General features: G+C 66.4%; 11 protein-coding genes. 1 reads left to right on the top strand and 10 read right to left on the bottom strand.

Features of this window, described 5'->3' with window-relative positions; all coding sequences use genetic code 11:
* Nucleotides 1–9: 9 nt before the first annotated feature.
* The 9 genes from S2M10_RS03400 to S2M10_RS03440 are packed head-to-tail and all read right to left on the bottom strand — an operon-like array spanning nucleotide 10 to nucleotide 11342.
* Nucleotides 10–624 carry a hypothetical protein gene (locus S2M10_RS03400; protein WP_168844851.1) on the bottom strand — a complete coding sequence of 205 codons (615 nt, stop codon included), beginning with the start codon at nucleotides 622–624 and terminating at the stop codon, nucleotides 10–12.
* Nucleotides 625–638: 14 nt separating this feature from the next.
* On the bottom strand, nucleotides 639–1334 hold the full coding sequence (locus tag S2M10_RS03405) for an N-acetylmuramidase family protein (RefSeq protein WP_168844852.1): 696 nt from the start codon (nucleotides 1332–1334) through the stop codon (nucleotides 639–641).
* 25 nt (nucleotides 1335–1359) lie between these two features.
* Nucleotides 1360–1812 (bottom strand): hypothetical protein, encoded by a 453-nt coding sequence (locus S2M10_RS03410; RefSeq protein WP_168844853.1) that lies wholly within the window; start codon nucleotides 1810–1812, stop codon nucleotides 1360–1362.
* A gap of 26 nt (nucleotides 1813–1838) precedes the next feature.
* A complete protein-coding gene (locus S2M10_RS03415) occupies nucleotides 1839–2372 on the bottom strand; it encodes a hypothetical protein (protein ID WP_168844854.1) in 534 nt (177 codons plus the stop codon).
* Nucleotides 2372–5614 (bottom strand): hypothetical protein, encoded by a 3243-nt coding sequence (locus tag S2M10_RS03420; protein WP_168844855.1) that lies wholly within the window; start codon nucleotides 5612–5614, stop codon nucleotides 2372–2374. Before S2M10_RS03420 ends, S2M10_RS03415 begins: the two co-directional genes overlap by 1 nt.
* Nucleotides 5614–6417 carry a hypothetical protein gene (locus S2M10_RS03425; RefSeq protein ID WP_168844856.1) on the bottom strand — a complete coding sequence of 268 codons (804 nt, stop codon included), beginning with the start codon at nucleotides 6415–6417 and terminating at the stop codon, nucleotides 5614–5616. Before S2M10_RS03425 ends, S2M10_RS03420 begins: the two co-directional genes overlap by 1 nt.
* The gene (locus S2M10_RS03430) at nucleotides 6417–6779 is read right to left on the bottom strand and encodes a hypothetical protein (RefSeq protein ID WP_168844857.1); all 363 of its coding nucleotides are present in this window, start codon (nucleotides 6777–6779) and stop codon (nucleotides 6417–6419) included. The genes S2M10_RS03425 and S2M10_RS03430 overlap by 1 nt, the downstream gene beginning before the upstream one ends.
* Before the next feature lie 3 nt (nucleotides 6780–6782).
* Nucleotides 6783–10622 (bottom strand): hypothetical protein, encoded by a 3840-nt coding sequence (locus tag S2M10_RS03435; RefSeq protein WP_168844858.1) that lies wholly within the window; start codon nucleotides 10620–10622, stop codon nucleotides 6783–6785.
* Between the two features lie 27 nt (nucleotides 10623–10649).
* On the bottom strand, nucleotides 10650–11342 hold the full coding sequence (locus tag S2M10_RS03440) for a DUF6441 family protein (RefSeq protein ID WP_168844859.1): 693 nt from the start codon (nucleotides 11340–11342) through the stop codon (nucleotides 10650–10652).
* A gap of 37 nt (nucleotides 11343–11379) precedes the next feature.
* On the opposite strand from S2M10_RS03440, the gene S2M10_RS03445 reads away from it, so the two are divergent.
* On the top strand, nucleotides 11380–11871 hold the full coding sequence (locus tag S2M10_RS03445) for a hypothetical protein (protein ID WP_168844860.1): 492 nt from the start codon (nucleotides 11380–11382) through the stop codon (nucleotides 11869–11871).
* Between the two features lie 177 nt (nucleotides 11872–12048).
* Here the strand turns inward: S2M10_RS03445 and S2M10_RS03450 are convergent, their stop codons facing one another.
* Nucleotides 12049–12738, bottom strand: coding sequence for a hypothetical protein (locus S2M10_RS03450; RefSeq protein ID WP_168844861.1), 690 nt, complete (start codon nucleotides 12736–12738; stop codon nucleotides 12049–12051).
* Nucleotides 12739–12748 lie beyond the last annotated feature (10 nt).

Raw genomic sequence — 12748 nt, forward strand, 5'->3', positions numbered from 1 at the left:
GGCGTGCGCTCAGCGCAGATCGGTCGCAGAAGCGGCCTGGTCGTCCGCGGCGTGGTTCGCGGCTATTCCGGCCCAGAATGCCTGCCAGCCGAGGGCGATGGCGGTGTTGCGCTCGGCTTCCGCGAGGAGGGTAAGAACTTCGTCACACGGAGCGGCGAAGTGAGCGCGGCAGGTGGCGTCGGGATCCTCGGCGCCTGCCGGCGCTCCGCCACCACCCTGATCGGCTCGGGCCGCGGCGAGCTCGCGCATGCGCTGAGCAGCGAGAGCGCGAGAAGCAGCAAGCTCAGCCTGCACGCGATCGAATTTGGCGAGAACATCGGATGATACCTCCTGGTTGGTGCGCGCGTCGGCGCGCTCGACGTTGATGACGTGGGCTTGGTCCTTGGCCTTCGCGTCCGCGCTGGCCTGCCGCGCGTCGTCGATGGCGGCGCCGAGAATGCGGATCTGGGCGAGCGCATCCTTGGTGGAGAGGGTGAGCGGGTTGCCGCCCTTGTCGCGGGCGCGCACCGCGACCGAGGTCGTCGAGCGAAAGGCATCGACCTTGTGGGAGAGGTCGCCGATCACGGCGAGCGCGACGGCGAGCGCCAGGGCGAGCCCCAGCGACACATATTTCAGCGCATTCATGGCAGACTCCCGTTTCAGGCCGCGCGGGGGGCGCGGCGCTTGGCGAAGGCAGCGGCGAGCCGCTCATCGTACCGGTTCTCGCGATACGCGGTGCCGTTGTACCCTCGGGCAAAGGCTGCCCAGTCCTGGCGCCGCAGCGCGGCCGCGAGGCCCTTCGCCTCGACAAAGCGAAGGAAGGCGGCGAGCTGGTCCGCTTCAGTCTGCGCCTGCTGGCGCGCGAACGCCCAGGGCGAGATCGCGCCGCAGACGGCATAGTTCTCGCCGAGGATCTGGAACCCGCCATAGCTGGCCGAGGCGAAGCCGGCGTCAACATCCAGCGACACCGCCTCGAGCAGCTGCTGCCAGCGGCCCGCCTGTTTGCCTGGGTAGAGGGCTCGGTTCCAGGTGCGCGACGAGATCTTCGGATGGCTGGCATCGAAGCGGTGCGCGGTCGCGCGGCTGAAGCGATGCGGCTCGAACAGGATGGTCGGCCGGCCGTCGATGAACGGCGCCGCGCTGCCTTCGACATCCCAAACCGCCCAGATCGCCGCCTCTTCAACCTTGAGCTGGTCGGCGGCGTCCTCGATGTCGTGGTCGCTGAGGATGTAGTCGGGCCCGTCGGTGAGCGCCGAAAGGATCGCCTCGCGATCGGCAGCGCCGAAAGGCGCGCCCGCGGCGCCCGGCTGATAGCCAAGCGCCATCAGCCGCCGCCGCAGCGTCGTCATGTCCATTGGTCTTCTCCGGGTTAGGAAGGGGTCAGCCGTCCAGCTTGGGGGCTTGAGGGTGCGGCTTCAGCGCCTTGTATTCCGGATGCAGGCGACCTTCGCGCGCCGCCTCCTGGATCGCCGCGGCGGCAAGTTCGGATTGGGTGGTGTTGCGGGCAGTGCCGACGATGTTGTTCGCGATTGCGGCCGCCTCGCTGTCGACCCGCTGGAGAAAGCGATCGGTGAGCAGCTTGACCAGACGGTCGGCGCCGACGGTGGAGAAGGCGGAGAACAGCGCTGCCGCCTCCGCCTCCACCCCCGCGCGCGTTGCCATCCAGTAGGCGATCAGCGCCACCAGCGGCAGCAGCAGGAGATCGGCGAAGACAAGCCGGGCCTTCACCTGCACGCCGCGCTTCAGCAGCATCGCATATTTTGCTGCGAACCCGAACGTGATCCCGATCAGGATCCAGCCGTATTTCGCCAGCACCGTTTCAACCGGCGTCATCGGCATAACCCCTTTCATGGTGTTGTTCATGCGCCGGCCCCCGGCCAGCCGGAATCGATGTCGATCGCATCCAGCTCGGCGCGCGTCGTCGCCTCTTCGATCTCGACCAGCAGGCCACGGCGGCGCGCCTCGATCGCGGAACCCGCCGCCACCCAGGCGTCGGCCTCGGCGATCACCAGCGCCGCGAGATCGTCGATCGCCATACCCGTCGCCGCTGCCTCGGCCGCAAGGAATGGCACTGCCGAAGGGTCTCCCCCGCTCGACCAGGCCCGCGCCTCACCTTCCTTGCGGGTGTAGGTGATCGCCATGCCCGATCCAGGCGTCAGATAGAGGTTCCTGACCGCTTCTGCCTTTTCGCAGACGCTCGTCCGCAGGCCGGCCTTCAGATCGGTGAGATCATCGACGATGGTGAGGCTGTCCCAATCGACCGCCCTTCCCGTCCAGGACCAGCCCTCCGGCACCGAGATCACCGTCGCGGCGGCAATGTCATAGCCTTCCGTGTTGCCGTCCGGTCGATGCAGCTTCTCGCCCGTAGCGGGCCACAGAATTACGCAACCCATCAACCTCTCCATGTCGCGTGAAGGCTACCGCCGAAGGAGCCGAAATCGTTCGTGTTCGTCTTCCGCATCTGAACCCGAAGCATCACGGTCTGTTTGCTGCTGAGACCGATCTCGGTGCCGATCAGCGTACCGGTCACCGCCCAGTCGCCGCCATCGCCGTTGCCGGGCACCGAAGCATTGCCGACGAACGAGCTGGCATTCGTCCACGTCGAGCCGTTCAGGCTGTAGTCGACGGACCCCGCGACATTGATCGTGCCGGCGCCGTTGGATGTATCGAACCCGCCCGAGGTATCGAACTCGATCGTGCCGGAAGGCCCCATCAGCAGCGAGAGCGTTGCAACCGTGGCGAGGCTGGTCGAGGCCGGCGCACCGACATTGACGCTGCCGTCCACATACGCCGCCCCATCCAGCGCCTTGTTGTAGACCAGCCGCACCACCTGACTGGCGCCATCCTTGGTCACCGCGATGTCGGCAAAGCCGGTAAGCGCCGATGTGCCGCCCGCGATGCCGGTCACGGACACGACACCGTCGCCACTCACCGACACGCCGGAGAGATTGGAGACGTCACCCACCGCGTAGCCGGCGGACCCGGTCACGTCGGCGGCTCCCTTGAACACCCGGAGCTGTGCCCCGGGCAGCGCCGCCTTCGGCGTGCCGCCGGCGGTGCATGGCACCGGAACCGCGGAAGGCGCGATCGACACGCTCAGCGCATCGATGCCGTTGGAACCATCCTGCGCCATGATCTGCGGCGCGCTCCATTCGCCAGGCGCGATCGTGTCCGATCCGGTCGTGCTGACGGCAGTGGCATTGATCTGCCATCGATACGGTCCGCCGGTCGCCGGCAGACTCTGCGTCCAGCCATTGTTGATGCCCGAGGCGATCGCCGTTCCGAAATCGTAGCTGACGTTTGAACTGGGCACCGCCGGCGCGCTGGGCGAGCTGGTCCGGTTGTACAGTAGCACCGGTGCGGAGCTTGCCGCGTTCGCGCCGTTCGTAGCGATCTGGACGGCGCCTGCCCATTCGGTCGCCGCGATCGTATCGGTGCCGCTCTGGCTCGCAGCGGTTGCCGCAGACTGCCAAAGCGGCGCACTTCCCGCCGGGATGGTGGTCGACCAGCCGTTGTTCAGGCCGGTCAGGGTCTTGGCCGCGAAATCGTAGGTCGTGGTAGCGCTCGGCAGCGCCGGCGCGCTCGCGCCCCGCTGGAAGATGTTGATCGTCGCCGTGTTGAAGCCATCCGCCCCCGCCGCGCCCGAGGCACCGAATTTCAGGTCGGAAAGGCGCGAGTTCGGCACGTTCAAGCTGCTGTCGAGGAACAGGCGCAGTCCGCCCGCCGCGCTTGCGGTGCGGAGCAGCTCGCCGTCCCGGTAATATTTCACGCTCCTATTGTCATAGACGATCGTCAGCTTGTGCCCGACCGTCCAGTTGCCCAGCAGCGTCAACGCCCCGCTTTCGGCGGCGTACAATCGCTGCAGGGCGCCGAACTCGACGTAGAACCCGAAGTCGATCGATTCCCAGCCGGCGGAAGACGTGGGATCGGTATTAAGGCCCAGGATGGTCCCGGGCGTGCTGCTCGTCACGGTCTGCGACAGAAATGCTCCGCCGACAAAACCCTCGGACGAGTATGCACTGCCGTCCCACGCCGTGTTCGTGCCGACCTTGACGATATAGTCCTGCCCCACGACGCAGTCATTGTAGGGCACCAGCCCGAACGCAGCCGGCCCCCGGTAGATCGACCACTGGTAGTCGCTTGGGTTGGCGCTCTCGATCGCCCCTGTCTTGTTGATTGCCCGGCCCTGATAGCCTCGCCCATCCGGCAGGCCGGTCGTGAAATTGACGGTCCCGTTGGCGCTGTCGGAATAGGCGATCCACTCGTAGAGCGTCTGTCCATCCGCGCCGGGGCTGCCCGGCGCCCCTGGATCGCCCTGTGGCCCCTGTTGTGCGAGCACGGTCCACCAGGTGTTGCTTGCCGTCGGCGGCGTGGGCGGCGGATTGCCGCTGCCCGGTGCGGCATCGCTCTTGTAGCGCCAGGTCGCGCCGGCCCACTGCACGATGTTACCCGGCCGATAGTAGGAGCCGTTGTTATACACCCCCATGTCGACCAGCGGATCGGCAAAGGCGATGTCGGCCAGCGCATGCACCGTCCACGCCCGCTCGGCCGCGACCGCGATCTTGGAGAAGGGTGCCGCGACCTCCAGCTGCTCGACGCTGCGCACCGGCGGCAGCGCGGAGCCGTCCGCCGCCAGCGTCATCGTCGCCGCGGCCAGCCCCACCGGCACCACGAACAGTTTGCCGGTCCAGCTGACGCCGGCAACCGCGTTGACGCTTGCTGCAACGCTCTGGATCACCTGGCGCGCAGTGGTCTGCTGGTCGAGGTAGATCGACAGGTTGTAGGGCCGCGCTGCGTCCAGGGCGTTAAGCGAAGCATCGTGGATCTTGCCTGCGCCACCTGAGAGCAGCGCGAGGCGGCGGATCTGCTGGCCGGGCTTCCGCGCCCAGCCATCCGGTCCGGCAACGTCGCCCTGCACAAGGAACGAAATCTGCCCATTCGTCGGCGCGCCGAATCGCGCGAGGCCCTGCGCGTTGCACGTTGCCCAGGCCCCTGCCGGGATCGCCGCAGCCACAAGCGCGGCGTATGTCGGGTAATTCGCTACCGGCGCGCCGAACCGCGCCAGCCTCTCCAGCGCCGCCTCGAAGCCCTGCACCGCGCCATAGGCGGAGACCTGAAACACGTTGTTCACGCTGTCGATCAGCTTGCCGGCCACATACCGCGGCGCACCCAGCGCCAGCGGCTTGGGCTGGCCTTTCAGCCCGGCCGGCCCCTCGACGCCGGTTGTGCCCGCATAGGGGGTGAGCAGCGGCTTATCGAGCCAGCTATCGTCAACCTTGATGCTGATCTCGGCCTGTCCGCTCCCGATCTTGGGCTGGGCGGTGGCTCGGCCGTCGAAGATCGGCTCCGCAGCGATGTCGGTCCACACGCGCACCCGGGCGTCGGCGATCGCGTAGCGCGCGAAGTTCGGCCACGCCTCGATCTGCACCGCGAAGTCCGTCGTGGGCGCGGTGATCTCGCCGCCGAACGAGCCGTCGAACAGATCGTACCGCAGCACCGGCGCCTTGGCGATCACCGGCCACCAGGGGCCGCCTGCGGCCATGCATGTCGCGGGATCGTCCATGTTCGCCGCGCGGAGCGTGATCGCGGCGCCGGCACCGGGATCATAGGCGTCGATCTGGATCCAAACCGGCATCACAGGATCCCCAGCAGATTGACGGGAACCTTATGGCCCGCCGCGGTCGCCCAGGTGCGTCCCAGATCCCCCACCAGCGGACCGAAATAGCATCGGCTCTGTCGTTCCGCGTCGGCGGCTGGGTCCGTGCAGAGCGCGATGCACTCGGTATTCCCGACCTGCTCGAGCATCTTCTGCGCAACCCCCTCCGCCTCCTGCCGGGTGAGCGCGGGGAAGTTGATCGAGACCGTTCGCAGCTTTTTGCCGCGGTGGCGCAGCAGCACGCCCCGAGCGTTCACATCCAGCGAGCCCAGATCGCGCACACCGAACTGCGCGCCATATTCGAAGTTGATCGCCGGCTGAAATCTGGCCCCCACCACCACGCGGGCGATGCGGATGCTCTGACCGGACGATGGGGCCAGCCAACGAAGCCGAACATAGCGCGCCGTGTTCGGCGAGCTTTTGTACAGCATGGACACTCCCAAGCCGGAAGTCGGCAGGATCGCGCCGGCGTACGCGCTGCCCAGCTCGTTGGTGTAGGTCGAAGTGAAAGGCCCCTCCGCGGCGGTGGCCATCTGCACCCAGAACTGTCCACCCGATTGGGGAAAGCCCGAGACGCCGAAAACCATCACCGTGTCGATCGGCGTGTCGGCACCGAGATCGAAGATCAGGAGAGCCGCATTGTCGAGGCCGTCACAGGCCAGCGTCACGGTCACGCCCGCATAGTCGTTGAACGCGTGCGCGGGCTGGCCCGCCGCGACCGTCGTCGTTGCGTAGGGCGTTCCCACCGGTGCCAGTGGCTTCAGGAGGAAAGCTTTCGCCATCAGCCGAACACCTCCAGGCTGGTGCGATCCTGATCGAGATCCACCTCGACGCGCGCGGCAAGCATCGTGGCGTTCAGCGCCTGCTCGATATCGATCACGCGCGCCTGCGGCACGCCGTTGGTCGGATCGATCGCCAGCGCCTCCTCAACCACCACGGCGAAGCGGCGGCGCTCCGTACCGATCAGCGCACCGCGCGCATTCGCCATCGCCTGCGCGTCGGTGAGGCTGTCGAAGTAGCCGGCCGCCGGGTCGAGCGAGCCGTCGCGGGCCGACGGGTAGCGCGCCGCGATGGTCGCGCTCGACCAGGTCGCCGTCACCACGTCGCGCGACGCGGCGGCGATGTCGCTGTCAGTTGCAGGCACGGGTCACCTCGTTGCGAAATTTCGGGCGTCGGAAATGAAGCTGTTGGCGCCCGCGCTGCCGCCGGCGATCTGGGCGAGCGTGTCCGCGATGCGGGCCAGCAGCGCGTTCGTGTCGTCGGTCTGCTCGGTCAGGGTCGCCGTGTTCTTGGCAGTGCTGGCGGTGCTGCTCGCCGTCGCGCTGGCGAAGGGACTGTCGACGGCGGCCGAGACCGGCGCGGCGTTGTCGATCGAGCTGATCGCCTTGTTCGTCGCCCCCTGGATTAGATCCAGGAAGTCGAAGAACTGCTTGGTGCTGCCATAGATCTGCCGCTCGATGTCGATCGCCGTGTTCGCGGCCGACTGGTAGGCGCTCTGGTCGATGCTCTTGCCCAGCGCGATCTGATCCAGGAAGGGCTGCAGCTTGGCGAGGGCCTCCCGTTCCTGATCGCGCAGCGAATAGGGCGAGTTGCTGCCCAGCTTCAGGCTCGACTGGAAATCCTTAAGGGTCTGGCTCGCGCTCGCCGTTGAAGCCTTCACCTGCTCCAGCTGGAGATTGTAGAGCTGCTGGGCCTGCGCCATCTGCTCGGCCGATGCCCCGCCCTCCTTCAGCGCGTCGACGGTCTTCTTGAAGTCTCGGTTCAGATCGTCGATCGCGGCACCCACCGGATCGAGCAGCTTTTTCAGGTTCCGCGGCACCGCCTCGATCAGCACCGCCTTGTTGATCGCCGATTCCAGATCCTTGCCGCTGGCCAGAATGCGCTGGGATGCATCGCTGATGCCCTTGATGGCGCCGTCGGCCAGCGCGTTGGCGATCGCCGCGCGCACGGCGCCCTCGGGATCGTTGTCGAACTTCAGCACGCCGTCGTTCGTGCCGTATTTGCCGCCCACGCTGGTGCCGCCGTTCGGATCGACGCGGTAGCTGTCCTTGTACTTGTTGATGCTGACCGCGAACCGGCCCACGTCCGCGCCGAGCGCGTCGGCAATCTGCCGGATGCCGGTCTGCACATTCGTGGCAAGGCCGCCCAGGTCGGACTGGACCGCAGAGTAATTGCCGTTCACCACCGCAGCCTGGTCGACGCCGGTGATCTGCGCCGAACCCCGCTCGGTTTTCTGGAACAGCCCTCCGACGACGTTGCCCAATATTCCGCCGGCGATCGCGCCGAGCGGCCCCGCAATCCCGCCGAGCGTCTTGCCGAGCGAGCCGCCGATCTCCTTCGTGATCGTCTTGCCCAACTCCTTGCCGCCATACTCGCCGAGGATGCCGCCGATGCCGCTGGCCGTCTTGTCGGCCTTGCCACCGCCCAGCGCCGAGAAGACCGAGCCGCCGATGCCGCCGAAGGCCGCGCCTTCCAGGAGGGTTCCCAGATTCCCCTTCAGGCCCTTGGTGATCGTCTCCGGCACCGTAATGCCGAGCTTCTCCATCCGCTTGGCCCAGCCGTCGATCGCGATCTCGAGCACCTTGCTGGAGCGGACCAGGCCCAGCGCTTCACCCGCGCCCACCTTGCCGGTCACGACGATATCATTGTCGTTGGCGCTGTAGCCGCCACCGCCGAAGAACTGCGATACCGCCGGCGCCGCCAAAGCCGTCGCCGTCCGCACGGAGGCCGGATCATAGCCCCGGATGCGGACCGTCGCATCGGCGAGTGCATCGACAAAGTCGTTGACCGTGTCGCGCAGCACGACGGCCGCGCCCTTCGCCTGATCCTGCAGGATCTCCGCGGGCGTCTGCTTGCCCGTCATCTTGCGGATATAGTCCTCGATCTCGCGATCGATGCCGCCGAACAGCGCATTGCTCAGCAGATCCCGCTGCAGCTTCTGCGCTACGCCGGTGATGCCGCCGGCATTGCCCTGGATCTTGGCGAACACGCCGTCGACCTGGTCGAGAACCCCGCCCCAGGCATTTTCGTAGATACCGACGATCCGGCGCTGATCCTCCAGCAGCCGGTTGATGGCCTGGTGCTGCTGCGCGAGGCGATAGGCGGTCTGCACCTGCGCCTCGTTCAGCGGCCCCATTTGCTGCTGAAGGCGCAGGATGTTCTGCATCGCCTCGGCATCGGCATCCCTGCCGGCCAGCACCAGGCGGCCCACTTCCAGGCTTTCCTGCTGCGCTTCCACGAACTCGCGGAAGGGGCGATCTATGCCGTCCTTGATCGATTCGCGGGCCTGGTCGATCAGGCCAAGCAGCTTCTGCACCTCGGGCGTCAGCTCCCGCTTGCCCAGCTGCTCGGTCAGGTTGTCCAGCTTCAGCGTGGCGAGGCGGGCCTTGTCGATCAGGCGCGGCTGATCGTCCCACTCGGCGTTAATGGCTGCTATCGCCTGCTCGGCCGCATCGTCGGAGCGCGAATAGTCTTTCGGCTTGGGCTCCCGCTTCGTTCGACCCGGCTTGTCGATGCGCAGGCCGTCGGACAGCTTGCCCGTCTTGATCGCTTCCAGAACTTCGCTGTTCGCCTGCCGGTCGTTGATCGTGGTGCCGAGCGCGAGGATGGCCGCCTTGGTGTCGATCAGATCGCGGCTCGCCAGCTTCCCCGATTTGCCCGACTTGCTCAGTTTGTCGAGGCGCTCCAGCGCGGCATCCAGACCAGCCGTCAGTTGCTCGGGCTTGGCACGCGGATCGTTGACCAGGTTCACATAGTCGCCGAGCACCGCCTTCAGCGGGCCCAGGCTGGCTGTAAGCTTTTGCGCCTGATCCTGCGCGGCCGATCCATTCGCCGAAAAAGGAGTGCCGGCGCCGGTAACACTGAGGCGTTCCAGAAAGCTGGGCGACGCAAGCCCCTTCAGCGTCTTGGCCGCCTCTTTCTGCTTCTTTTCAGCAGCGAGAATGTTGGACTGGGCCTGCAGCTTGATTTGCTGGATCAACACCTCGTTCTGGGTCTTCATCTTACCAGTCGTCAGATCCATGATCTGGCCTAGCAGGGACTGGGCAGCACCATAGGAATCTGCCGCCGAGGTTGCCTTCATGAGCTTTTCGGCTTGCTGATCAGCAGCCTCAGCCCCTTCCAACAACTTGCTCACCAAGGGCACCGCGACCACGGTGGCGACCGTCAGCGCGGCGCCCCAGGGGCCGGCAAGAAAGGCGGCGAAGCGGCCGAAACGGCTTCCGGTGTTCTCTACCTTCTCGGCGATGCCTGTGACCTTCTCGCCCATCCCTTCGATATTAGCGCCCGCGTCCTCGGTCGCGGCGCCGGTAGCGGAGACGGCAGCACCTGCCGCCTTCCCGCTGTCCGCAAAAAGCGTCAGCGCACCGACCGCCTGCGGAAACTGCTGGGCGAACGCGGTCAGGGCACTTTGACCGGAGACCACCTGCACCGCGAAGTCGGACGCCTGCTGCCCGATCTGCTGCATGCCCGCCCGCGCCGCATTGCTGGTTTCCACCAACTGTCGCTCTTCCTGCGATAGGGTGCGGGTGCCGCTAGCGGTTTTGGACAACTCTGCCTGGAGCTCTTCATAGGCCCGGATCTTCGAGCGAATTGCGGTCGCCTCTTCGATCGATGCCCGTTCCGCGACCATAGCCGCATCTGCAGTAAGGCGCTGAGCGGCAGCTGATTCCCCGCCACGAGCGGCAACCGCCGTCGCCGCAGCCGCCAGCTCGCGCTGCGCCTGCGCGCTGTTCTGCGCTGCGGCTTCCTGCGCCTTCAGCTGGGCAATCTCCTGCGACAGATCGAGCCCGCCGCCGGTGGTGCGCGGCAGCTGCAGCGCGGTCTGGGCGGTGCGCTGCACCTCCGCGAAGGTGCCAAGGAACTCGCGGCGCACATCCGCAGCGGCCGAGCGCGACAGGTCCTTCAGGCGCGTCATCGCCGCGCCGGTTTCGGACGTAAACTGCTCAGCCTTCAGCTGCAGCCGGGCGATGATGTCCGTCTGTGCCACAAGGCTACCTTTCCAACAGGGTTCAGATCAGCGCGGCGCGATGCCGCGGATTGCGTCGAAGAATTCCCGCGCCAGCTCGCCGTCTGCGGCGTTGACGATCGGTTCGATTGCGAAGGCGTTGCGGAAGCGCACCACCGGGATCAGGACGAAGATCGGCACCACCGAGCTTTGCAGCGGATTCGGCCCGCCCCGCCCAGCTCGCTGGCGCCCGCTGGTGAGTGGGCGAAAAGCGCCCGAGCGGGCATTCGTCGTGCCCCCGGTCGCCACCAGCAGCGAATAGTTGCCGGCGCGGTAGATGAACCGGAGCCGCTGGCCGGTCCGCCGCTCCCACTCGCCGGGGGTGAGATCCCGCCCACGCCCGCGCGCGCCCGCCGACGGGAGCGGCACGGCGAGATATTGACCTCGCTTGCCACGGATCTCGCCGGGCTGCGTCCAGAAGCTGACGGCACCACCGGTTCGGCCATCGGCGCGGCCTTTAAGCCAGACGGTCGCGGTGGGGTTCCGCGCTGGCCCCGATCGCGGAAACGCGCTCGACTGCCACGCCCGCCAGAGCTTCCCCGGCACCGCCGCCTGCGTTGCCGATTCGAGCCGCCTCTCCAGGTTGCGCGCGGCGCCCGACACCGCCTTGGTTCCAGCCGACAGGAAGTCGCGAACCAGGCGGTCGGAGGTCGCGCCCAAAGCCTTCTCATCGATGACCAGATCTGCGGAGTTTGACGCCATCGGTGGTTCCCCCGATCATAAGGGTGGAGGACGAATCATGAAGCTAGTTGTTGTTGCCACCGCCCTGCTCACGATGCAGGCCAACTATTCCCGCACGTTCCACCGCGATCCTAATTCCTTCTGGATATGGTGGTCTCAGAAAGACGCGATCACCGATAAAACAAATGCCGAGATCAGGCTGCCATCTACAGATCAGTCGATGACAATTGCAGTATCCTGTTCAAACAGGCGAGACAGGCCGTCGCTCAGCGTATCGATCGAAAGCCGGGCAAGAGTATTATCTTCAACCGAGGTGACATTCCGCTTTGACGACGCTCCACCAGAGACTTCCATGTGGGATACGAATGGCACCGACGTGTACAGCTTTGATGCCCAGAAGCTTGTCTCTAAGATGTTGAAGTCCACGCGGTTCATCGTACGGGTAGATGATGGCCGGGTGCCATCCAACGATGGGCGCTTCCTGCCAGGTAACGGGGAGGCGCTTGCCGAGATGGTATTCAGCGCCTGTGGTAAGTCGCTGAAGATTTAGGCCGTCATCCACCCTTCTGCTCTTCCATTCCCTCCAAAAGCAGAAACGCATCCATCAGAGCAGCCGGCTGTTCCCCAACGCTGCCGGGGCAAGGCAGCACCCGACCCGTCAGCGGCGAAGCAAAGCGGCGGCACTGGAAGTAGAGATCGACGACGGCCCAGATCCAGCCGGGCAGAACTATGCGGGGGTTTTCCTTCCACCGCGTGCCTTCGATCTCCCAGCCTTCGCCCGCGGTGAGGCCGCCTTCGAAGTCTTCTGGCCGCCTTCGGACGAAGACGGCCGCTCGAAGTTTTTTTCCTCTCCCCCGCCGAACTGCAGGTTGAAGGCGCGCGAGCCGGCGAGCTGCAGATCCAGTTCCTGGAGCCGCCGGAGCGCGCGATCGGCGACATGGCCGTTCTTGTCCGTCTCGAACGGGATCTCCGCACCCTTATCGTCGCGGACGTTCTCCCAGCCTGTGCAATAGCGGGGGAGCGCCACGATCGGCACCAGCGTGCGGCGACGCTCCATCTGGGCAACGAGGTCGGCATAGGCCGGCCAGTGCTTTACCAGCAGCGGATCAACGGCCTCGGCAAGCTTCTTGTCGTCGTCGCTCAGCTGCTCGGCTTCCTCGCCTTCGGCTGAGAAGATCGCGACCAGCCGGTCATAGTCGGGATCTTCGGCGAACAGCGCGTCGATGCCCTTCAGCTGGGCCTCGCGCAGCTGGTGGCTCCAGACCTTGGCCGCCTGCAGCGGGCCATCCAGAAGCGCGGTCATCTGCCCGCGTTCGATCGTGGAGCCGGCGCGCAGGTGGAACACCGGCGCGCCGGGCGTGCCCTGCACCCAAGGGTGGGTGTAGGGCACGGTTTCGGTGGTGGTGGTGACGATCATGGGTGCCCCG

This window comes from Sphingomonas sp. S2M10 (assembly GCF_012650175.1).
Lineage (GTDB): Bacteria > Pseudomonadota > Alphaproteobacteria > Sphingomonadales > Sphingomonadaceae > Sphingomonas.